Origin of the sequence: Streptomyces sp. Ncost-T10-10d, from assembly GCF_900091955.1 — a bacterium.
Classification (GTDB): Bacteria; Actinomycetota; Actinomycetes; order Streptomycetales; family Streptomycetaceae; genus Streptomyces.
In genome coordinates this window covers 149,453-171,784 of record NZ_FMDF01000130.1, presented here as the reverse complement: position 1 = coordinate 171,784, position 22,332 = coordinate 149,453, and the positions used below count along the sequence as shown (strand labels likewise).

Sequence of the window (22,332 nt, the reverse complement as noted above, 5' to 3'; positions counted from 1 at the left end):
TCGAGGTTCCGGGGTGACGGGACGAGGTGCCGGTGACCGGGCCCGTGGTGGGCCCGGAGGGGCCCGGCGTACGCACCCCGAGGTTCGGCGTGGGACGCGGGCCGGCTGCGGGGCCGCCGTGGCCGAGCTCGTCGAGGGCGCTGCCACCGGGGCGGGGTGCGTCCTGGTCGCCCGTGCGCTGCGGGCCGTCCGAGAAGTACGGAAGGTCGGCGCGGGGCGGGGTGGGCGCCTCGCCCTTGGGGCCGTCGGCGCCACCGGCGACGCTGCCGCTGCCGCCGACGACCGAGGTGTTCGTGGGGGCCTTGCGCGGGGCGAACCAGTCGCTGCCGCTCTTCTCCCTGGCCGGCTTGTCGGCAGCCGGTTCCGCGGGCGCGGAACCGGCTCTCGCCTCGGCGCCCGGGCCGGCGTCGGACACACCCGAAGCACCGCCCGGCGCGGGCGAGCCGGGGCGCGGGATGCTGCCCGTGCGCTCGCCTTCGGCCGTGTCGGCGTCGCTCATGGGCGTACGCATGACAACCGGCGGGATGGGACGCGAGCCCGGAATGTTGATCCGGATGCGCGTCGTCAGCGTCGTCTCGGTCCTCGGCTCCTCGGGCTGAGGCGGGTCCGCAGGCTCCGGGGCCCCCTCCGGGGCGTCCTGCGAGGGGTGCAGCGACGGATACTGGCGGGATCCGTACGGCGGCGTCCCCGAGGGGTACGCGGCTCCCCCGCGCCCCTGGGGCCCGGAGGACGAACTGTCAGTTTCACGACTCAAAGCAGGTTCTCCCGATTGGCTCCGCCGCCCGTACTTCCCCCATGCCGCAGGCCAGGGGACGGCTCGGCGCGCGAACCACCATACTGGCCGCCGCCGACAGACACCCCGCGACCGGGGGAAACGACTGCGTGACCACCGAACGGACAAGGGGCATTACGGGATCGGACGTGGCACATTACTTGCCAGGTCGGCCGCTGTCGGCGCCCGGTTGAGGCGACCGCGACATGGTGGCACAGATCACAGCGATCGCCATCCCGCCCAGCATGAAAAGGGTGAGGCCCGTTTCATCACCGAAGACATAGTCGCCTTCCGGTCGTCCACCGAGCAGAAGAAGGATCGAAATCAGCCAGCCCGCTGCGGGTGCCAGGGCGCCGAGCTGGGTGCCGAAGACGCAGCGCCCGCCGTAGAACAGCCCGGCACAGGCGGCCAGCGCGAGCAGCAACCCGCCGGGGAACCAGGCGGCTTGGACGAGCGCCCCGGCGATCCCGACGAGCGCGCCGAGAACGGCGAGGCCCACATGGGCGGCGATCCGCCCGGGGTTGAGGGGCGCGGCGAGACCGGTGGCCCGAACGTCCCGGGAGGGTGCACCGGTGCGCGGTGTGCGCTGCTTGCCGCTCATCGTTCCGCCCCCGGTACACCGGCGAACAGGTCGTCTTCGCGCACCCCTTGAGGCGCCCCGGAGACGCCATGCACCAACTCGTAGTACTCGGTGGTGAAGACGGGCTGGCCGAGGTCGTTGGAGAGGGCGAAGAAGTGGCCGTCCACGGCGATCTGCGTGACATGGGCCCGCATCGCCGCGCGTTTGGCCGCCGCATGGGCGGAGCCGTCGATCTGCGCGGTGATCCTCGTGTCGTCGACCACACCCGGTACGTCGTCGATGGCGGCGATCCCCGGGAAGGCGTCCGGCACCGTATCCCGCAGGCGCGCGAAGCCCTCCTCGGCGACCGAACGCGGCACCCGGTTCCAGTAGATCTTGGCGATGGTGTGCACCGCGCCCGCCCCGGTGCGGTACGCGGGATCGGCGGCGAGCTCAGCCGCGCGCATCGCGACGCGGTGCGCCTGGATGTGGTCGGGGTGCCCGTAACCGCCGTCGGGGTCGTAGGTGACGAGGACCTGCGGGCGCACCGAGCGGATCACCTCCACGAGGTACCGGGCTGCGTCGTCCACGTCCGCGTCCCAGAAGGCGCCGGGGCGGTGGTTCTGCCCGGCGCCCATCATTCCGGAGTCGCGGAAGCGCCCTGGGCCGCCGAGGAGCCGGTGGTCGGCGACCCCGAGCTCCTTCATCGCCGCGGCCAGTTCACCCTGGCGGTAGGGGCCCAGGGTGTCGTCCCGGTCTGCCGCGAGATGGGCGAGCGCGGGCGGAATGATCTCGCCCTCCTCGCCGAGCGTGCAGGTCACCAGGGTGACCTGGGCACCCTCGGCCGCGTACCTGGCCATGGTGGCGCCGTTGTTGATCGACTCGTCGTCGGGGTGCGCGTGCACCAGGAGCAGACGCCGGGCGGGATGGTCCGTCATGGGGACCAGCCTACGAGCCGGGCAGACCCTGGTCCGACCGCGCCCGCGCACGAGCCGCCGACGAGCCGGCTCTCAGAACTTGAGGCTTCCGATCATCCCGGCCACATTCGTGGTCAGGTTCGAGATGCTGGGCGCAATGGACGAGCTGGCGAGATAGAAACCGAGCAGTGCGCAGACCACCGCATGTCCGCCCTTCAGTCCGGATTTCCGGATCAGCAGGAAGACGACGATCGCCAGCAGCACCACCGCCGAAATCGAGAGTGCCACGGCGGTTCACCTCCATCAGTACGGTCGGGACGGGCAGCACACATGGAGCCAGCAGGTTCATACCCACCAAGCGCTACGGATCATAACTATCCGTGGCACCGCATTGATCGGGGCACAGCAGCACGAGGGGCGCACGACCGGGCGGTCGGGGACTAGGTTCGAGCTCATGACTTCGCAGAAGATCTCGTTTCCCCGTCAGCACGCCAGGACGATGCGATTCACCCTCGGCGCCCCCCGTGCGTTCACCGTTTCACCCGACGGGGAGCGGGTGATCTTCCTGCGGTCGGGCTCCGGCACGGACCGGACGGGCCGGCTGTGGGTGCTGGATCTGCCTGCGGGCGGTACACCGAAGGAGCGCGTCGTCGCCGACCCCGAGACGCTGCTCGGCGGTTCGGCGGAGCGGCTGTCGGCCCAGGAGCGGGCCCGGCGCGAGCGCAGCCGTGAGGGTTCATCGGGGATCGTCGGCTACGCGGTCGACGCGGCGGCCGAGTTGGCCGCCTTCGCGCTCTCCGGGAAGGTGTACGTCGCGGAGTTGCGGGCGGGTACGGCGCGTGCGCTGCCGGTGCCGGGCCCGGTGATCGACCCGAGGCCGTCGCCGGACGGGCGCCGCATCGCGTATGTGTCGAAGGGCGCGCTGCGCGTCGTGGGCGCCGAGGGCGACGGGGACCGGGCGCTCGCGGAGCCGGAGGGCGCGAACATCTCCTACGGTCTCGCGGAGTTCATCGCGGCCGAGGAGATGCAGCGCTCGCGGGGCTTCTGGTGGTCACCGGAGTCGGACCGGCTGCTGGTCGCCAGGGTTGACGACAGCCCCGTCCAGCGGTGGTGGATCGCGGATCCCGCACACCCGGACCGCAGGCCTGCCGAGGTCGCCTACCCGGCGGCGGGGACGCCCAACGCCGAGGTGCGGCTCTTCGTGATGGGCTTGGACGGCTCGCGTACCGAAGTGGTGTGGGACCGGGCCCGCCACCCGTATCTGGCACAGGTGCACTGGTCGTCGGCCGGGGCTCCCCTGCTGCTCGTGCAGGCCCGGGACCAGCAGAGCCAGGTCTTCCTCGCGGTGGACACGGAGACGGGTACGACGCGGACGGTACATGTCGACGAGGACCCGGTTTGGCTGGAAATCTTCCCCGGTGTGCCCGCCTGGGCGCCGGACGGGCGGCTCGTGCGGATCGCGGACGAGGGCGGGGCGCGGGTGCTCGCGGTCGGCGACCGGCTGCTGACCGGGGCGCAGTTGCAGCTCCAGGCGGTCCTGGACATCGGTGAGTCGGATGTCCTGGTCTCGGCGTCGGCGGGCGAGGAGGCGGCGGCGCCGGAGATCGGCGAGAGCCATGTGTACCGGGTCAATGAGCTGGGCGTCGAGCGGGTCTCCGAGGGGGCGGGGGTGCATTCGGCCGTCCGCGCGGGCGACGTGACGGTGCTGGTCTCCCACTCGCCGGCGCGGCCGGGGGCCCGTGCCGACGTGCTCCGGGACGGCAAGCGGATCGCCACCGTCGCAAGCCATGCGGAAGAGCCGGTTCTGTCGGCGCGGGTGCACCTCACCGAGGGGGGCGCACGGCGGATTCCGTGCGCCGTGCTGCTCCCCGAGGGGTACAAGGAGTCGGATGGCCCGCTTCCGGTACTCATGGATCCGTACGGCGGTCCGCACGGCCGGCGGGTGCTCGCCGCTCACAATCCGCATCTGACGTCGCAGTGGTTCGCCGATCAGGGCTTCGCGGTGGTCGTCGCGGACGGCCGGGGCGCGCCGGGGCGTTCGCCGGGCTGGGAGAAGGCTGTGAAGAACAACCTCGTCCTCACCGTCGACGACCAGATCGAGGCGCTGCACGCGCTCGCCGGGCGGTTCCCGCTGGACCTCGGCAAGGTGGCGATCCGGGGCTGGTCGTTCGGCGGCTACCTGGCGGCCCTGGCCGTGCTGCGGCGGCCGGATGTCTTCCACGCGGCGGTGGTGGGCGCGCCGGTGACCGACCAGCGGCTGTACGACACCCACTACACCGAGCGCTATCTCGGCGACCCGGCGAAGCAGCCGGAGGTGTACGCGCACAACTCGGTGCTGACGGACGAGGGGCTCTCCGAGGCCGCGGACCAGGTCCGGCCGATGCTGATCATCCATGGTCTGGCGGACGACAACGTGGTGGTCGCGCACTCGCTCAGGCTGTCGTCGGCGCTGCTCTCGGCGGGGCGTCCGCACGAGGTGCTGCCGCTCAGCGGGGTGACGCACATGACGCCGCAGGAGCAGGTGGCGGAGAATCTGCTGCTGCTCCAGGTGGACTTCCTGAAGCGGTCGTTGGGGCTGCGGGGGTGACCTGACCGGCGGCGCCCGCTGATCGTTTCCGGCCGCGCCCGTCACCAGCCGGGCGGTGGCTGGGACGGGGGCGGCGGGCCGAAGACGCCGAGCGGTGGGCCGTACCCCTGCCCATGGCCCCGGTGGGGCCGGTCGGGGGCGTCGGCGGAGCCGCGCCGGGCCAGCACGATGAGCACCACCATGGCGACGGCCGCCTCGAAGAACCAGGTCACCACAGTGAGCTGGTCCTCGATCGGCAGATCGCCGAAGTGGTCGAGCATCTTGTAGTGCACGGCGCGGGACACTCCCGTCACCCCGCCGGTCAGCAGCAGACCGACGGCGATCAGGCCGAACGGCCGTGCGTGCACGGCACGGGAGAGCGCGCTCACCGCCGTGAACAGACACAGCAGCGCGATGACCGCGTCGCCCCAGCCGGGCGGCGGGTCGATCAGCCCCTGGAAGAGCCGCTCCCCGCCCACGTACCACTCCGGGAAGATGTCGGGGAATCGCACCACCTGACGGATCTCCCAGGCGATCACTACCGCCCCCGAGGCGCCCAGCAGCAGAAAGGCGGTCACACTCGCGCCCGGGCCCGGCCGGGTCGGTGTGCGTTCGGAGAAGTCACGCGGCGGTCTGCGTCCGGCCCCCGCGGTGATGACGAGCGCGAGGGCCGCCGCGAGGGCCGCGAAGGCGCAGATCAGGGCGCGGGTGCGGAGGTCGTCGGCGAAGCGGGCGCTCATCGCGGACTCGCCGATGGTCCAGAGTCCGGGCAGCCGCATGGCGAGCGTCACCACTCCGGTGGCGACCAGGGCGGTGGCAGCCACCGAGGACCGCAGGGCCGCGAAGGCGGCAACGACATACACCACGAGCAGCGCCACATCATCGGCCGAGGTGGTGGGCACCGCGGAGAGCCGCACGTCGTAGTAACCGGCCCAGTACCGCACCAGATCCGCGGGCTCCTCGACGGCCTTGACATCCCGTACGAGCCAGCCGGCGACGATCACCGCGAGCAGGACGCAGAGAACGGCGCCGGTGATCCTGGCCCCCCGTGTGAGTATCACGCGAGCGATACTCCACCGTCGCCGCTTGCCGGACAAGGGAGTTGTCCAGGTGGTGCGCGAACGGGCAACCGGCCGGGGAGACTTGACGAACCCCGGCCGGTCCACGGCACCCGCACGGCCGTACGCCGACCATGGTGGCGCGTTCGTATATCGGACGTGAGACGGCCGAGTTGCCCGCACGTTAACGTGTCTGCGTCAGCCGGCCCGGCTGCTCCCGGAAGGCGGCGGCCCGCCGTCCTCACCCATGGCGTCGGACGGGCCGAGGACGTCCTCCCGGCCGGACTCGTCCGCCTTCTCCTGCAGGACCGCCTCCCCCACCACCGTCTCCCCCGGCGTCTCCAGCAGCCCCTCCGGCGGCACCACCTGCTTCTCCTCCGCGAAGTGGCAGGCCGAGTCGTGCCCGGCCGGTGTGTCCGCCGACCGGAAGACCGCCGGAACCGCCAGCAGCGGAACTTCCCGTTCGCACCGCTCCTGCGCCTTCCAGCAGCGGGTGCGGAACGGGCAGCCGGAGGGGGGGTTGGCGGGCGAGGGGACATCGCCGTGCAGGATGATCCGCTCCCGGTGCTCGCGGGCCATCGGGTCCGGCACCGGGACGGCGGACAGCAGCGCCTGGGTGTAGGGATGCGTGGGGTGGTCATAGATCTGCTCGTCGGTGCCGATCTCGACGATCCGGCCCAGATACATCACGCCGACCCGGTCGGAGATGTGCCGGACGATCGACAGGTCGTGCGCGATGAAGACGTAACTGAGCCCGAACTCCGCCTGGAGCCGGTCCAGCAGGTTGACGACCTGCGCCTGTACGGAGACGTCGAGGGCGGAGACGGGTTCGTCCGCGACGATGATCTCGGGGTTCAGGGCCAGCCCGCGGGCGATGCCGATGCGCTGGCGCTGGCCGCCGGAGAACTGGTGGGGATAGCGGTTGATGTACTCCGGGTTGAGTCCGACGACGTCCAGCAGATCCTGGACCTTTCTGCGCCGGTCGCCCTTCGGGGCCACCTCGGAGTGGATCTCGTACGGCTCCCCGATGATGTCCCCGACGGTCATCCGGGGGTTGAGCGAGGTGTACGGGTCCTGGAACACCATCTGAATATTGCGGCGCACAGCCTTCAGTGCGCGCCCCGACAGTTTGGTGATGTCCTCGCCCTTGTACCTGATCGCACCGGCCGTCGGCTGTTCCAGATGCACCAGCATCCTGGCCACGGTCGACTTGCCGCAGCCCGACTCCCCCACGATGCCGAGCGTCTCGCCCGCCGCCAGGTCGAAGGACACCCCGTCGACCGCCTTGACGGCGCCGATCTGCTTCTTGATCAGGATGCCCTGGGTCAGCGGGTAGTGCTTGACCAGATCGCGGACCTGCAGAATGGGTTCGCCGCCCACGCGGGTGCTCCCCGGTTCAGCGTGCATCGAGCGTCTCCTTCCAGAAGTAGCAGGCGCTCTCGCGGTGCTGGGCCACCTCGAAGAGAGGCGGTACCTCACCTCGGCAGATCTCCTGGGCCATCGGGCAGCGCGGGTTGAAGGCGCAGCCGGGCGGGATGTGCAGCAGGTTGGGCGGCAGGCCCTTGATCGCGTACAGCTCCTGGCCCTTCTGGTCCAGGCGCGGGATCGACTGGAGGAGGCCCTTGGTGTACGGGTGGGCGGGGGCCTTGTAGATCTCGTGGACGGGGGCCGACTCGACGATCCGGCCCGCGTACATCACGGCGATGTAGTCGGCGACGTCCGCGACCACGCCCAGGTCGTGGGTGATCAGGATGAGTCCCATGTTGAGCTCGCGCTGGAGCTCGGCGAGCAGGTCCATCACCTGGGCCTGGACGGTCACATCGAGGGCGGTGGTGGGTTCGTCCGCGATGATCAGCGAAGGTTCCAGCGCCATCGCCATGGCGATCATGATGCGCTGACGCATGCCGCCGGAGAACTGGTGCGGGTAGTTCCCGACGCGTTCCTTGGCGGCCGGGATGCGGACCCGGTCCATCAGTTCGACGGCCTTGAGCCTGGCGTCCTTGTGCGACATCCCGCGGTGGACGACGAACATTTCGCCGAGCTGCTCCCCCACGCTGAGCACGGGGTTGAGGGAGGAGAGCGCGTCCTGGAAGATCATGGCCATCTCCTGGCCGCGGATCTTCCGGCGCTCCTCCTTCTTCATCTTCAGCAGATCACGGTCCTTGAACACGATCTCGCCACCGCTGATCTTTCCCGGGGGCATGTCGAGAATGCCCATGATCGCCTGTGCGGTGACCGACTTGCCGGAGCCGGACTCGCCGAGGACGGCGAGCGTCTCGCCCTCGGCCACCGAGTAGTTGACCCCGTTGACGGCTTTGGCCACCCCGTCGCGGGTGTGGAACTCCACGTGCAGATCGCGCACTTCGAGCAACATGGCAACGGGCTCCTCAGCGCAGCTTGGGGTCGAGGGCGTCGCGCACCGCGTCGCCGAGCATGATGAAGGCGAGCACGGTGATCGCCAGCGCTCCGGCGGGCCAGAGCAGCATGTGCGGGGCGTTGCGGATGTAGTTGGCCGCGGCGGAGATGTCGATGCCCCAGGAGACGGCAGGCGGTTTCAGGCCGACGCCGAGGAACGAGAGAGTCGCCTCCAGAGCGATGTACGTACCCAGGGCGATGGTCGCGACGACGATCACCGGAGCGACCGCGTTGGGCGCGATGTGGCGCAGCAGCATCCGGGAGTTGGAGGCGCCGAGCGCGCGGGCGGCCTGGACGTAGTCGTTCTGCTTGGCGGTGATGACCGAGCCTCGTGCGATACGGGCGATCTGCGGCCAGCCCAGCAGCACGATGAAGCCGATCACCGGCCAGACGGTGGAGCTCGGCACCACGGAGAGGAAGACCAGGCCGCCGAGGACCACCGGGATGCCGAAGAAGATGTCGGTGATACGGGAGAGGAAGGAATCCGACAGGCCGCCGTAGAAGCCTGCCAGGCCGCCCAGGAGGCTGCCGAGCAGGGTGACGCCCAGGGTGGCGCAGACGCCCACGGTCACCGAATTCCTGGCCCCGTAGACGGTCCGGGTGTAGACGTCGCAGCCCTGTCCGTCGAAGCCGAACGGGTGGCCGGGCTGTGAGCCCTCCTGGGCCTTGCCCAGGTTGCAGTTGAGCGGGTCCTGGTCCGCGATCAGTGACGGCCAGATCGAGATGATCACCAGGAAGAGGATGATCAGGGCGGAGATGATGAAGACCGGGTTGCGGCGCAGGTCCCGCCAGGCGTCGGACCACAGACTGCGCGGCTTCTCGGCGGGGCCGGTGCCTTCGGGACCGCCCGGTGTCCTTTCGAGGGTTGCCCCCTCCTCCAGGGCGAGGTCCATCACACCTCCCGCTCCGGCCGCCGAGATCGCCTCGTCCGGTGTCTGCTCAGGCATAGCGGATCCTCGGGTCGAGTACGGCGTACAGCAGGTCGACGATCAGGTTCGCCGCCAGGAAGACGAGGACCAGAATGGTGACGAACCCGACGACGGTCTGGGAGTTCTGACGCAGGATGCCCTGGTAGAGCTGATAGCCGACGCCATGGATGTTGAAGATCCGCTCCGTGACGATCGCCCCGCCCATCAGGGCGCCCACGTCCGTACCGATGAAGGTGACGACGGGGATCAGGGAGTTGCGCAGCAGATGCCGGGTGATCACGCGGCGCCTGGGCAGGCCCTTGGCGACGGCGGTACGGACATAGTCGGCGCGGGCGTTCTCGGCGATCGAGGTCCTGGTGAGCCGGGTGACGTACGCCAGGGAGACGGAGGCGACGACGAGCCCCGGGATGATGAGTTCGTTGAGCGGCGCCTGCGAGGAGACGGACGGACGGATGATCCCCCACCTCACGCCGAGAAGGAGCTGGAGCAGCAGACCGGTGACGAACGTCGGGATGGAGATGACGACCAGGGTCAGGATCAGCACGGTGGTGTCGACGGGGCGGCCGCGGCGCAGACCGGTGACGACGCCGAGGCTGATGCCGATGACGATCTCGAACAAGAGCGCCACGATGGTGAGCCGGATGGTGATGGGGAAGGCGGTCGCCATCAGATCGGTGACCTTCTGCCCGTTGAACGCGGTGCCGAAGTCGCCGGTGAAGACATTGCCCATGTAGGTCAGGTATTGCTGCCAGACGGGCTTGTCGAGGCCGAATTCCGAGCGGAGTCGGGCTGCGGTCGCCGGATCGCACTGGCGTTCGCCGCAGAGGCCCGCGATGGGGTCACCCATCACGTTCACCATGAGGAAGATCAACAGCGTGGTGCCGAAGAAGACCGGGATCATCTGCAGCAGCCGCCGGATCACATAACGTCCCATGAGGGGCTCCGGGGGTCGCGGGGGTCAAAGGCGCGGGGCTGGGGAGTGACGCGTCGACGGGATGCGGAAGCCGGGCGGCCGGTGCCAGGAACGCACCGGCCACCCGGCCTCAACGGATCACTTGACCTTGATCTGCTCGTACACCGGGACGCTGAACTGGTTCAGCGACACGTTGGTGATCCGCTCCGAGTGACCGGCGCTGCCGTTCTGGTACCAGAGCGGGATCACGGGCATCTGAGCGACCAGGACCCTCTCCGCGTCCTGGAAGGCCGAGACGGCCTTGGCCTTGTCGGACTCGGCGTTGGCCTTGTCGACGAGGCCGTCGAACTGCTTGCTGCTCCACTTGCCGTCGTTGGACGAGGCGTCGGTGTAGTACACCGGCTGCAGGAAGTTCTGGATGAGCGGGTAGTCCATCTGCCAGCCGGCCCGCCAGGCGCCGGTCAGCTTCTGCTGGGAGACCTGGCTGCGGAAGTCGGCGAAGGTGCCGACCGGGGCGCCGACGCACGCCCTGTTGTTGCCCATCACCTTGTTGATGCTGTTGCAGACGGCGTCGACCCACTCCTTGTGGGAACCGGTGTCCGCGTTGTACGAGATCTTGAGCTGGCCGCCGGGGATGCCACCGCCCTCCTGGATCAGCTTCTTGGCGTTCGCCGCGTTGTATTCGCAGGGCGCGCCGCACAACCCCTTCTTGAATCCGCCGTTCACGCCGAGGACCGGGGAGGTCCAGTCGGAGGCGGGGGTGCGGGTCTTCTGGAAGATCTGACTGGTGATCTGATCGCGGTTGATCGCCATCGACAGGCCCTGGCGGACCTTGATGCCGCCGGGGGTGTCCCACTTCTTGTCGTAGAAGGGGAAGGCGAGGGTCTGGATGATGCCGGCCGGGGTGTTGATGTACCGGTCGCCGAGGTCCGCCTTGACGTTCTTCAACTGCGAGGCGGGCACATCGTCGACGAGGTCGAGGTTGCCGGCCGTCAGATCGGTGTAGGCGGTGTTGTTGTCCGTGTAGACCTTGAGGTCGATGCCGCCGTTCTGCGCCTTGTCGGCCCCTGGGTACTTGTCCCACTTGCGCAGGTTCATCGACGAGCCCTTGGTGTAGTTGTCGATGGTGTACGGACCGTTGCCGATCGGCTTGGACACCCAGGCGGCGTGGTCGGTGAAGAAGGCCCTGGGCAGCGGGGCGAAGGCCGGGTAGCCGAGGGTGTCGGGCCAGAGGGAGAACTTCTGCATCAGCTTGACCGTGAAGGTCTTGTCGTTGACGAGCTTGAGGCCGGAGAGCGTGTTCGCCCTGGAGCTGCCCGACTCGGGGTGGACCTTGCTGTATCCGTCGATATATCCGAAGAAATAGGCGTTCTTCTGATTGTTCTTCAGCAGGGCCCCGTAGTTCCAGGCGTCCACGAACGACTTCGCGGTGATCTTCTCGCCGTTGCTGAAGGTCCAGCCGTCCTTCACGGTGATCGTGAAGTTCTGGTTGTCCTTGGTTTCGATCTTCTCGGCGAGCATGTTGATGGCCGCGCCGGTCTTCGGGTCGTACCTCTTGAGTCCCCGGAAGATCATGTCGAGGACCTTGCCGCCCTGCACCTCATTGGTGTTGGCGGGCTCCAGCGGGTTCTGCGGGTCGCCCCAGGAGGAGCTCACGATTCCATTGGCCCCACCGCCACCACCGCCGCTGCTGCCCCCTCCGCCGCATGCCGTCGCCGCCAGGACGACGGCCACCGCACATGCGGCCCACTTGGCCGGTGTGGCTCCGCGCATGGAGTGCCTCCTCGTTGTGCTCCGTCTCACGTGGAGTCAAATATCACCGGATAAAGCGCATTGCACACATTTCCTCCACCCATTCGGGCGCAGAAGAGCCGTCTCGAGTGGCACTGGAGGGCCCGGTTCGCACAGAACAGCGACGAGCCCGCCGCGTTCGACTCCCCGTGACCTCCGACCTGACGGCCCATCGGCTCACCAGCACCCCCGCAGCGGCCGGGCCGAAGGCCCTGCCCGCGATCCGCTCCGCGCGGATCGAAGCCGACACATGTCTGGAAGCCGGCCGGAGGACCATCTCCGGACGCCGACCCCTGCAAGGGCCGGGCGATAACGACCCCGCATCGAACGCACATCGATCACGCACCCACCTGGCCGGATGTACGAATTCCGAGACAACGGCGACCGAATAACGAACTCATTGCCGGATTTCTCACGAATGACCGCAAACGCGCCCTCGAAAGAAGTAAACGGAGGCAAAGATACGCCCCTCTCAAGGTCATGAGTTGGTCAATTTTCCAAAGAGCGCCTCAAGGGGGGCAGACATTCATTGACCCTGCATGAATTGCGTTGAAAAAGTCCGGGTAGCCCGTAGGTGTGCCTGCGGAGTCCTTCGACCCTCCGGGCCAGGAGCACCATGACGATTCCAACACCGCAAGCATCCGCGCCCGTTGAGGTGGAGGATGCGAAGCCGCAGTCGATGCCGGACCCGTCCGCGCCCAAGGGCGGCGCCGGCCGCTCACCGGGCAAGATGGCCTGGCGGCGCTTCAAACGCGACCGCACAGGCGTGATTTCGGCCTATGTCGTCATCTTCTTCTTCGTGGTGGCCATCTGCGCGCCGCTGATCGCGAAGCTGTACGGCAAGGACCCCTACACGACGTACGGGCAGAACGACCCCGACCTGCTGGACGAGTTCAGCTCACCGGTGCTGCCCAACGGCGGTATCAGCAGCGACTTCTGGTTCGGCATCGAGCCCGGACTCGGCCGGGACGTCTTCACCTTCCTGCTCTACGGCATGCGAAACTCGCTGCTCATCGCCGCGGCAACCACCTTGCTGGTGACCGTGATCGGCATCGTCATCGGTATCACTGCGGGCTATCTCGGCGGGAAGACCGACTACCTCGTGGGCCGGGTCATCGACATCCTGCTGGCCTTCCCCTCCACGCTCTTCTTCATCGCCTTCTGGCCGGTGATGCTCTCGATCCTGGTCGCTCCGGACGAGAACACCCCGATCTGGCTGACCGTCGTCAGCCTCATCTTGGTCATGACCGCCTTCGGCTGGGCGTCCATCGCACGACTGCTGCGCGGCGAGGTGCTCGCCCTGCGCGAGCGCGAGTTCGTCGAGGCGGCAAAGGTGACCGGCGCCTCCCCTGCGCGGATCATCTTCAAGGAACTGCTGCCCAACCTCTGGACGCCGATCCTCATCCAGGCCACGCTCGCGCTGCCCGCTTACGTCACCGCGGAGGCGGGCCTCGCCTTCCTCGGCGTCGGTCTCACCGACCCGACACCCGACTGGGGCGTGATGATCCAGCGCGGGTCGGAGGTCTACCAGAGCGACATCACGTTCATGCTCTTCCCCGGCGCCTCGATGGTGATCTTCGTCATCGCCTTCAACCTGCTGGGCGACTCGGTGCGTGACGCACTGGACCCGAAGACCAAGCGCTGAACCGCACTTCCTCCGGCCGGGCGACGGGGCCCACCGGATCGATCGTTTCTCTCCCTCGACCAGAGCAGGAAGCCATGTCCCTCTCCCGCAGAAACTTCGTCATCGCCACGTCGGTCGCAGCCGGCGGTTCGATGGTCCTCTCCGCATGCAGCAGTGGCAGCTCGACCAAGAAGGGCGAAAAGGGCTCCGGACACGGCGGTGCCGACAAGTACACCGGCTCGGTCGTCGTCGGCACGAAGGAGGACTCCACCGGTCCCGCCGCCGAGATCCCGGGCGCGAAGAAGGGCGGCACGATCCGTGGCATCGCTCCGGACGACTTCTCGCACCTCGACCCGCAGCGCATCTACTTCTCGTGGAACTCCGCGGTCGGTGACCTCTTCATTCGCAGCCTGACCGGTTACAAGATCGCGGCGGACGGCTCGATGAAGCTGGTCGGCGACCTCGCTACCGACGCGGGCACCATGGCCGACGGCGGCAAGACCTGGACCTTCACTCTGAAGGACGGTCTGAAGTGGGAGGACGGCAAGGAGCTCACCATCGAGGACGTGCGCCACGGCATCGAGCGCGGCTTCGCCAGCTTCACCACCGAAGGCGCGGGCTACGCCCAGACCGCGCTGACCGGCACGGCCGACTTCCGCTCGAAGTACAAGGGCCCGTTCAGCGGCAAGCACCTCGACTCGATCGTGACGGACGCCAAGGCGAAGACGATCACCTTCAAGCTGGCAGAGCCCCGTCCGGACCTCAACTTCACCCTGGCCATGACCTCCTACGGTGCCGTCCCGGTCTCGGGCGACACCAAGGACAAGTACGACAAGGACCCGGTCTCGGCCGGTCCGTACCGCATCAAGGCGCACGCCGTCGACAAGTCGATGACGCTGGTGCGCAACCCGCACTGGGACCCCAACACCGACTCGATCCGCAACGCGTACCCGGACAGCTTCGTCTACGAGTTCGGCCCCGAGGCCCTCCAGGCCGCGGACCGTCTGATCGCCGACGACGGCGACGACAAGTACGCGGTCATGGCGTACAGCGGCGTCCCGGCCGAGCGCATCCAGAAGGTCCTCACCGACCCCGAGCTGAAGAAGCGCACCTTCAACGGCCTGCTGACCGGCATCTACTACTACGCGATCAACACCAAGCGGGTCACCGACCTGAAGGTGCGTCAGGCACTCATCCACGCCTGGCCGCTGGAGCAGATCCGCAAGATCTACGGTGGCCCCTCGGCCGGTGACTACGCGACGTCCATCCTCAGCCCCGACATCCTCGGCTACGCCAAGGACGACGTCTACGGGAAGCTGAAGAAGCCGCAGGGCGACCCGGAGGCAGCGAAGAAGCTGCTGAAGGAAGCCGGCAAGGAAGGCCAGAAGATCGTCTACGCCTTCCCCCAGGGCAACAACTACAACAAGACCAAGGTCGTCATCGAGAACGCCCTCAAGGCGGCCGGCTTCGACCCGGTCATCAAGCCGCTGGACTCCACCAGCTACTACGACCAGATCCAGCAGATCGACAACCAGTTCGACGTGATGTGGTTCGGCTGGTCCCCGGACTGGCCGACCGGCTACACGCTGATGCAGCCGCTGTTCGACGGTGGCACGATCGCCAACGGCGCCAACAACATCTCGCAGCTGAACGTCGACTGGGTCAACGCGGCGATCAAGAAGAACGTCACCATCGCCGACCCGGCGGAGGCCGGCAAGGCCTGGGCCGCACTGGACAAGCGGATCATGACGGAGGAGGCGCCGATCATCCCCGAGACGTTCCAGCGCCGCTTCTACCTCTACGGCGAGAAGGTCGGCGGCGCCATGTTCCACCCGCTGTGGTCCTCGGCCGTCTTCTACAAGCTGTTCGTGAAGGCCTGACGCCGACACTTCTGAGGCGGGGCGCCCCTGCGGCGCCCCGCCCTCCCCCTCCCCCTCGTCGGCGTCTGCCAGGGAAATCCATCGCCATGTTCCGCTTCCTCATCCGCCGGGCAATCGGCGCACTGGTCATCCTGCTGATCATCAGTGCCATCACTTTCGTCCTCTTCTACGTCGCGCCCCGCGACCCAGCTCGTGTGGCCTGCGGCAAGGTGTGCACGCCCGAGACGCTGGCACTGGTCAGGCGCAACCTCGGCATCTCCGACCCGCTGCCCGTGCAGTACTGGCACTGGCTCCAGGCGGTGTTCGTCGGGAGGGACTACGCGTCGTTCGGGCACTGCCCCGCGCCATGCCTCGGCTACTCGTTCCACAACCGCGAGCCGGTCCTGGGCACCATCCTGGACCGCTTCCCGACCACGCTCTCCCTTTCCCTCGGCAGCGCGGTCGTCTTCGTGGTATTCGGTGTGGGCACCGGCATGCTCGCCGCGGTCAAGCAGGGCAAGGCACTGGACAAGGTGGCGTCCTCGGCGTCGCTGATCGGCTCCTCGATGCAGATCTACATCGTCGGCGTGGTCGCCATGTACTACCTCGCTGACCAGTGGCACATCCTGAGCCGCCCCAAGGACGTGCCCTTCACCGAGAGCCCGTCCGCCTGGTTCTCCGGGCTTCTGCTGCCCTGGCTGGTGCTGGCGCTGATCTTCACCGCCAACTACACGCGTATGGCCCGGTCCCAGCTCGTCGAGACGCTGAGCGAGGACTACGTGCGCACCGCACGCGCCAAGGGCCTCTCCCGGCGGACAGTGTTCTTCAGATTCGCCTGGCGCGGGGCCATGGGCCCGATCGTCACCATTTTCGGCCTCGACCTCGGTGTGCTGTTCGGGGGCGCGATCATCACCGAGAAGACATTCGGTCTGCACGGCATCGGTGCGCTCTCCGTCAAGGCGGTCGGCGACAACGACCTGCCCCTGCTGCTCGGCGTCGTCCTGGTCGCGGCAGGAGCGATCGTCGTTTTCAACATCATCGTCGACGCCGTCTACGCCCTCATCGACCCACGCGTCCGCCTCGCCTAGGGAGAGATCCAGTGAGCACCCCCTTCCTCTCCGTACGCGATCTGCGCGTGCACTTCTCCACCGAAGACGGCATGGTCAAGGCCGTCGACGGGCTGTCCTTCGACATCGAGAAGGGCAAGACGCTCGGCATCGTCGGCGAGTCCGGCTCCGGCAAGTCCGTCACCAACCTGACGATCCTCGGCCTGCACCACCCCGATCACACCGAGATCGAGGGCGAGATCCTCCTCGATGGGCAGGATCTGCTGGCCGCGTCGGAGCGCGAGTTGGAGCGGCTGCGCGGCAACAAGATGGCCATGATCTTCCAGGACTCGCTGGCCTCGCTGTCGCCATACCACACCATCGGCAGGCAGATCGGCGAGACGTACCGCAAGCACACCGGCGCCTCCAAGCGAGACGCCAGGGCGCGGGCCGTCGAGATGCTCACCAAGGTGGGCATCCCGCAGCCCGATCTGCGAGTGGACGACTATCCGCACCAGTTCTCCGGCGGTATGCGCCAGCGCGCGATGATCGCCATGGCGCTGGTCTGCGACCCGGAGCTGCTGATCGCGGACGAGCCGACCACAGCGCTGGACGTCACCGTGCAGGCCCAGATCATGGACCTGCTCAAGGACCTCCAGCAGGAGACCGGCACCTCGATCATCTTCATCACCCATGACCTCGGTGTCATCGCCGACATCGCGGACGACGTGCTGGTGATGTACGGCGGGCGCTGTGTCGAGCGCGGGACCAAGAGGGAGGTGCTGCGGACACCCCAGCACCCGTACACCTGGGGTTTGCTGGGCTCCATGCCGAGCCTGGACGGTCCGGTTGATGTACCGCTGTCGCCGATTCCCGGCACTCCGCCGAGCCTCCTCAACCCGCCGACCGGCTGCCGCTTCCACCCGCGGTGCACGTTCGCCGAGCAGGTCGGCGGCAAGCGCTGCGCGACCGATCAGCCGCCGCTGGAGCTCACCGCCGGGCGCGGCGCCGCCTGCCACCTCACCGCGGAGCAGCGCACCGAGTTCTTCGCAGACTTCGCCGGCACCCGGCCCAACTGACGTACAAGAGACGGGACTTCCCTACGATGAGCAGCACAGATCCCCTCCTGGACGTCTCCGGACTCACCAAGCACTTCCCGATCAAGGGCGGCTTTCCGATCCGGCGGACGGTCGGCGCGGTCCAGGCCGTCGACGGGCTGGACTTCACCCTCGCCGAGGGCGAGAGCCTGGGCCTGGTCGGCGAGTCCGGCTGCGGCAAGTCGACGACGGGCCGGCTGATCACCCGACTGCTGGAGCCGACGGCCGGCACGATCTCCTACCGCGGTCAGGACATCACCCACGCCTCGCGCAAGGAGCTGGCCCCGGTTCGCTCCGAGATCCAAATGATCTTCCAGGACCCGTACGCCTCGCTGAATCCGCGGCAGACCGTCGGCAAGATCATCACCGCGCCGATGGAGATCAACGACATCGACCCGGCGGGCGGGCGCGAGGCGCGCGTGCGGGAACTGCTGGAGATCGTCGGGCTCAACCCGGAGCACTACAACCGCTTCCCGCACGAGTTCTCCGGCGGCCAGCGCCAGCGCATCGGGGTGGCCCGCGCGCTCGCCCTGGAGCCGAAGCTGATCGTGGCCGACGAGCCGGTCTCGGCGCTGGACGTGTCGATCCAGGCCCAGGTGGTGAACCTGCTGCAGAAGCTGCAGAAGGAACTCGGCATCGCGTTCCTGTTCATCGCCCACGACCTGGCCGTCGTACGCCACTTCTCGCAGCGCGTGGCGGTCATGTACCTCGGCAGGATCGTGGAGATCGCCGATCGCGAGGACCTGTACGGCAACCCGCGTCACCCGTACACCAAGGCGCTGCTCTCGGCCGTACCCGAGGCGACGGCTGACGAGGCGCCGACCCGGGAACGCATCCTCCTCACCGGCGATGTGCCCTCCCCGGTCAATCCGCCCTCGGGCTGCCGCTTCCGCACCCGTTGCTGGAAGGCGACGGACAAGTGCGCGAGCGAGGCTCCGCCGCTGGTACGGGTCGAGGGCAGTCGGGACAGTCATCTGACGGCCTGCCACTACCCCGAGGACCCGCAGACCGCGTCGCCCGTCCCGCAGGCTCGTAGCGCCTCTCAGGGGCTGACGCTCGACAAGGCCACTCAAAGCCCCAAGACCGAGGCCTGACACCCCTGGCCCTGGGGGCGCCCTCGCCGACACCGACCTGATCGGCCCAGAAAGGCGGAGTTCCCCCCGACCCAAGGAATCGAGCACGTCGGTCCATTGACCCGAGGCCACCTGCGAGCCCGGTTCCCGGGTATACGGGAAAGGCGCCCGGAATCAATCGGTTCCGGGCGCTCCCCTTTGCCCGCAGAGCGATTCCCGTGGGGCGACAGTACCCATTGAGGATATCCGGGCCGGTCCGGACATGACTACCGTAATCGACACATTTCGGGCACGCTCTGACAGCCGTCTCGGCCAGAGGGATTGCGCTCCGCCGCCAGAGACGCCCCCTCGCGAGGCAGGCAAGTGCTTTCCATCGCATCTGCAATGCGAACCCGGCTTCCGCAAGGGGTGAGCGGCTGGCACCGGTTGCCCGCCAACCCGCAAGGACTTCGGATGAGGGGCCCGTTCCGCGTCCCGCCGGACAGAGGTGTCGCATGAGAGAGAGAACCGCCTGTACCTCAAGTTCTCCTCAAGTTACAGCCAATCGGAGAGCCTCCCCGAAATACTTCACCGTAGCCAGACCGACCACCGGAAAACTAAGGGAGAACCATGCGGATCGCTTCACTGGCAGCAGTCGCCGTAACATTCGCTACAGCAACTCTGGGTTTCAGTGCCCCCCAGGCTCACGCCGGGACTCTGCTGGAGTTCCGGGTCAAGAATATGACCACGGGTAAGTGCCTCCAGTGGAATGGCTACGACAAGCCGGTTTCCCAGGTGACATGCAAGAAAACGATGAAACAGTACTGGGGCAAGGCTGGCACCATGGTCCAGAGCATGGGCACCGGGCTGATCGGCGAAGGATGTCTCACCGCGCCGAAAAAGCACGAGGGCCGCGCGTACGGAAGGGTCTGCTCGGATCAGCAGCGCAAGTACATTGGTTGGGCGATTCTTTCGACAGCTCCGAATGCCAAGGGTGTAATCGGCAGCGCTTCTGGCGGGTATCTGAAGGTAGTCAAGTCGGGCCAGGTCGTCGTGGGCAAGCGCGTCAGCGGAAACCGCGACCTCTGGAAGTTCATCGCCTGACCCCCGCGCATGAGGTACTGACGGTAGGCCGAAAGGCGCCTGTTCTCGGCTGTGGGAGACCGTCACCGGCCCGAACGGAGTCGACGCCCCTCAATGGAATCATTGGCGGGGCGTCGATTCGCGCTTGCTCTGTGTCGGCGACGCCGGCGGCGCCGTGCCGGTCGAGGGCTGCTTCTTCCACGCGTCGGGCAATACGGCCCGCCGCGTGGCAGCCAGCCCCTCATGCCGCGCCAGCGAATGACTGCACACGCGCCGTCGACGTGCTTGAACGGTTCCGGCCCACAACAGAGCAGCCACCGGCCTTCCAACAAAGCCGCATCACGGTGGGAGGCGCTCTCCACGCCCCACGCATCGGACCCCTTGGGTGCCCGAGCAGGCTTCCAAGGGGTCCGGCGGGTGGGTGCAACCGTTCAACGGACGTCAGGCCGCGCCGACGATGTCCTTCTCCTCGGCGAAGTGACAGGCCGACTCGTGCGCCGCGGGGCCGTCCGAGCCCTTGAAGCGCTCGGGGATCGCCAGCAGCGGCACCTCCGTGGAGCACTTGTCCTGGGCCTTCCAGCACCGCGTACGGAAGCTGCAGCCCGACGGCGGGTTCGCCGGCGACGGGACGTCACCGGTCAGGATGATCCGCTCGCCGCGCTCACGGGCCTCGGGGTCCGGGACCGGGACCGCCGACAGCAGCGCCTGGGTGTAGGGGTGCGTCGGGTGGTCGTAGATCTCGGCGTCCGTACCGATCTCGGCCATCTTGCCGAGGTACATCACGCCGACCCGGTCGGAGATGTGCCGGACGATCGACAGGTCGTGCGCGATGAAGAGGTAGGAGAGGTTGAACTCGTCCTGGAGCTTCTCCATCAGGTTGATGACCTGCGCCTGCACCGACACGTCGAGCGCGGAGACCGGCTCGTCGCAGACGATGATCTCCGGGTTGAGCGCGAGGCCGCGGGCGATGCCGATGCGCTGGCGCTGACCGCCGGAGAACTGGTGCGGATAGCGGTTGATGTACTCCGGGTTGAGACCGACGACGTCCAGCAGCTCCTGGACCTTGCGGCGCCGGTCCCCCTTCGGGGCCACCTCCGGATGGATGTCGAAGGGCTCGCCGATGATGTCGCCGACCGTCATACGCGGGTTCAGCGAGGTGTACGGGTCCTGGAACACCATCTGGATGTTCCGGCGCACCGCCTTCAGCGCGCGCCCGGACAGCCTGGTGATGTCCTGACCCTTGTAGAAGACCTCGCCGGACGTGGCCGTCTCCAGCGTCATCAGCAGCCGCGCGACCGTGGACTTGCCACAGCCCGACTCGCCGACGATGCCGAGCGTCTCGCCCTGGTAGAGGTCGAAGGAGACCCCGTCCACGGCCTTGACGGCGCCGACCTGGCGCTTGAAGAGGATGCCCTGGCTCAGCGGGAAGTGCTTGACCAGATTGCGCACCTGAAGGATCGGCTCACCGCGTTCCACCGGGGCCTCGATCGCCGCGACCGCCGCCGTCTCGTCGGCGGCCTCGACCGCCACGACGTCGGTGACGTTCGGGGTGCTGTCCAACGATCCGTCCGTCTTGTCGAGCTCAGCCATGGATCGTCTCCTTCCAGAAGTGGCAGGCGCTGCCGCGGCCGGGCAGCTCGCTGCCGTCCTGCTCGGAGACCGGCACCAGGGCCGGAATCTCCGTGCGGCAGATGTCCTCCGCCTTCGGGCACCTGGGGTTGAAGGCGCAGCCGGACGGAATCTTGAGCAGGTTGGGCGGCAGGCCCTTGATCGCGTAGAGCTCCTGGCCCTTCTGGTCGAGCCGCGGGATCGAGTCGAGCAGACCGCGGGTGTACGGGTGCGCGGGCCGCTTGTACAGCTCGTGCACCGGCGCCGTCTCGACGATCCGGCCCGCGTACATGACCGCGATCTTGTCCGCGACATCGGCGACGACGCCGAGGTCGTGGGTGATCAGGATCAGACCCATGTTGAACTCGGTCTGAAGCTCCTTGAGCAGATCCATGACCTGCGCCTGGACCGTCACGTCGAGCGCGGTGGTCGGCTCGTCCGCGATGATCAGGTCCGGCTCCAGGGCCAGCGCCATGGCGATCATGATGCGCTGGCGCATACCACCGGAGAACTGATGCGGGTAGTCGCCGACGCGCTGCTTGGCTGCGGGGATCTTGACCCGCTCCATCAGCTCGATGGCCTTGGCCTTCGCCTGCTTCTTGGAGAGTCCCTGGTGGACACGGAACATCTCGCCGAGCTGGTAGCCGACCGAGAGCACGGGGTTGAGCGAGGAGAGCGCGTCCTGGAAGATCATCGCGATCTTCTGGCCGCGGATCTTCCGCCGCTCCTCGTAGCTCATGGTGAGCATGTCCTGGCCGCGGTACAGGATCTGGCCCTGCGGGATCTTGCCGGGCGGCATGTCGAGAATGCCCATGATCGCCTGAGCGGTCACGGACTTACCGGAGCCGGACTCGCCGAGCACGGCCAGGGTCTCGCCCGAGTCGACGCTGTAGTTCACACCGTTGACGGCCTTGGCGACTCCGTCACGGGTGTGGAACTCCACGTGCAGGTCGCGCACTTCGAGGAGCGGGCTGTCGTCCGACCCTCCGGCACGGGGCGCCGGGATGTCTGCTGTCTTGTCCATGATGGTCACGTCGTACGCC

18 protein-coding genes and 1 pseudogene are annotated in these 22,332 nt (G+C 67.9%); 7 read left to right on the top strand and 12 right to left on the bottom strand.

What is annotated here, in order from left to right:
* The 4 genes and pseudogenes from GA0115254_RS21370 to GA0115254_RS21350 form a co-directional block, all read right to left on the bottom strand.
* Nucleotides 1-511: pseudogene (locus tag GA0115254_RS21370) on the bottom strand (hypothetical protein); the annotation flags it as partial.
* A gap of 418 nt (nucleotides 512-929) precedes the next feature.
* Nucleotides 930-1,373, bottom strand: a complete 444-nt coding sequence (locus GA0115254_RS21360) for a DUF6113 family protein (protein WP_093896881.1) — start codon at nucleotides 1,371-1,373, stop codon at nucleotides 930-932.
* Nucleotides 1,370-2,269: an N-acetyl-1-D-myo-inositol-2-amino-2-deoxy-alpha-D-glucopyranoside deacetylase gene (gene mshB, locus GA0115254_RS21355; RefSeq protein WP_093896880.1), complete on the bottom strand. Its 900-nt coding sequence runs from the start codon at nucleotides 2,267-2,269 to the stop codon at nucleotides 1,370-1,372. Before mshB ends, GA0115254_RS21360 begins: the two co-directional genes overlap by 4 nt.
* Nucleotides 2,270-2,341: 72 nt before the next feature.
* Nucleotides 2,342-2,536: a hypothetical protein gene (locus GA0115254_RS21350; protein ID WP_093896879.1), complete on the bottom strand. Its 195-nt coding sequence runs from the start codon at nucleotides 2,534-2,536 to the stop codon at nucleotides 2,342-2,344.
* A 166-nt stretch (nucleotides 2,537-2,702) separates the two neighbouring features.
* Here GA0115254_RS21350 and GA0115254_RS21345 point away from each other — a divergent pair, with 166 nt between their 5' ends.
* On the top strand, nucleotides 2,703-4,835 hold the full coding sequence (locus tag GA0115254_RS21345; protein WP_093896878.1) for a S9 family peptidase: 2,133 nt from the start codon (nucleotides 2,703-2,705) through the stop codon (nucleotides 4,833-4,835).
* A gap of 41 nt (nucleotides 4,836-4,876) precedes the next feature.
* Here GA0115254_RS21345 and GA0115254_RS21340 read toward each other — a convergent pair whose 3' ends face one another.
* From GA0115254_RS21340 to GA0115254_RS21315, 6 genes are all read right to left on the bottom strand, one after another.
* Nucleotides 4,877-5,875: a hypothetical protein gene (locus tag GA0115254_RS21340; RefSeq protein ID WP_256102715.1), complete on the bottom strand. Its 999-nt coding sequence runs from the start codon at nucleotides 5,873-5,875 to the stop codon at nucleotides 4,877-4,879.
* Between the two features lie 195 nt (nucleotides 5,876-6,070).
* Nucleotides 6,071-7,279 carry an ABC transporter ATP-binding protein gene (locus GA0115254_RS21335; RefSeq protein ID WP_093896877.1) on the bottom strand — a complete coding sequence of 403 codons (1,209 nt, stop codon included), beginning with the start codon at nucleotides 7,277-7,279 and terminating at the stop codon, nucleotides 6,071-6,073.
* Nucleotides 7,269-8,246 (bottom strand): ABC transporter ATP-binding protein, encoded by a 978-nt coding sequence (locus GA0115254_RS21330; RefSeq protein ID WP_093896876.1) that lies wholly within the window; start codon nucleotides 8,244-8,246, stop codon nucleotides 7,269-7,271. The genes GA0115254_RS21335 and GA0115254_RS21330 overlap by 11 nt, the downstream gene beginning before the upstream one ends.
* Nucleotides 8,247-8,259: 13 nt before the next feature.
* Complete coding sequence (locus GA0115254_RS21325; protein ID WP_093896875.1) at nucleotides 8,260-9,234, bottom strand: ABC transporter permease; 975 nt, start codon at nucleotides 9,232-9,234, stop codon at nucleotides 8,260-8,262.
* Nucleotides 9,227-10,150 carry an ABC transporter permease gene (locus GA0115254_RS21320; RefSeq protein WP_093896874.1) on the bottom strand — a complete coding sequence of 308 codons (924 nt, stop codon included), beginning with the start codon at nucleotides 10,148-10,150 and terminating at the stop codon, nucleotides 9,227-9,229. The genes GA0115254_RS21325 and GA0115254_RS21320 overlap by 8 nt, the downstream gene beginning before the upstream one ends.
* Nucleotides 10,151-10,267: 117 nt before the next feature.
* Nucleotides 10,268-11,902 (bottom strand): peptide ABC transporter substrate-binding protein, encoded by a 1,635-nt coding sequence (locus GA0115254_RS21315; protein ID WP_093896873.1) that lies wholly within the window; start codon nucleotides 11,900-11,902, stop codon nucleotides 10,268-10,270.
* A gap of 634 nt (nucleotides 11,903-12,536) precedes the next feature.
* On the opposite strand from GA0115254_RS21315, the gene GA0115254_RS21310 reads away from it, so the two are divergent.
* The 6 genes from GA0115254_RS21310 to GA0115254_RS21285 all read left to right on the top strand — a co-directional run bounded on the left by GA0115254_RS21310 (nucleotide 12,537) and on the right by GA0115254_RS21285 (nucleotide 19,702).
* Nucleotides 12,537-13,565 carry an ABC transporter permease gene (locus GA0115254_RS21310; RefSeq protein ID WP_176740230.1) on the top strand — a complete coding sequence of 343 codons (1,029 nt, stop codon included), beginning with the start codon at nucleotides 12,537-12,539 and terminating at the stop codon, nucleotides 13,563-13,565.
* Nucleotides 13,566-13,639: 74 nt separating this feature from the next.
* Nucleotides 13,640-15,424 carry an ABC transporter substrate-binding protein gene (locus GA0115254_RS21305; RefSeq protein WP_093896872.1) on the top strand — a complete coding sequence of 595 codons (1,785 nt, stop codon included), beginning with the start codon at nucleotides 13,640-13,642 and terminating at the stop codon, nucleotides 15,422-15,424.
* An 86-nt stretch (nucleotides 15,425-15,510) separates the two neighbouring features.
* Nucleotides 15,511-16,491, top strand: coding sequence for an ABC transporter permease (locus tag GA0115254_RS21300; protein ID WP_093896871.1), 981 nt, complete (start codon nucleotides 15,511-15,513; stop codon nucleotides 16,489-16,491).
* Nucleotides 16,492-16,562: 71 nt separating this feature from the next.
* Nucleotides 16,563-17,528 carry an ABC transporter ATP-binding protein gene (locus tag GA0115254_RS21295; RefSeq protein ID WP_256102717.1) on the top strand — a complete coding sequence of 322 codons (966 nt, stop codon included), beginning with the start codon at nucleotides 16,563-16,565 and terminating at the stop codon, nucleotides 17,526-17,528.
* Nucleotides 17,529-17,554: 26 nt separating this feature from the next.
* Nucleotides 17,555-18,640 (top strand): ABC transporter ATP-binding protein, encoded by a 1,086-nt coding sequence (locus tag GA0115254_RS21290; protein WP_093896869.1) that lies wholly within the window; start codon nucleotides 17,555-17,557, stop codon nucleotides 18,638-18,640.
* Nucleotides 18,641-19,228: 588 nt separating this feature from the next.
* On the top strand, nucleotides 19,229-19,702 hold the full coding sequence (locus tag GA0115254_RS21285) for a hypothetical protein (protein WP_141720885.1): 474 nt from the start codon (nucleotides 19,229-19,231) through the stop codon (nucleotides 19,700-19,702).
* Between the two features lie 420 nt (nucleotides 19,703-20,122).
* Here GA0115254_RS21285 and GA0115254_RS21280 read toward each other — a convergent pair whose 3' ends face one another.
* Together GA0115254_RS21280 and GA0115254_RS21275 are read right to left on the bottom strand one after the other, a co-directional pair.
* Nucleotides 20,123-21,271 (bottom strand): ABC transporter ATP-binding protein, encoded by a 1,149-nt coding sequence (locus tag GA0115254_RS21280; RefSeq protein WP_093896867.1) that lies wholly within the window; start codon nucleotides 21,269-21,271, stop codon nucleotides 20,123-20,125.
* Nucleotides 21,264-22,322, bottom strand: coding sequence for an ABC transporter ATP-binding protein (locus tag GA0115254_RS21275; protein WP_093896866.1), 1,059 nt, complete (start codon nucleotides 22,320-22,322; stop codon nucleotides 21,264-21,266). The genes GA0115254_RS21280 and GA0115254_RS21275 overlap by 8 nt, the downstream gene beginning before the upstream one ends.
* Nucleotides 22,323-22,332: the final 10 nt, after the last annotated feature.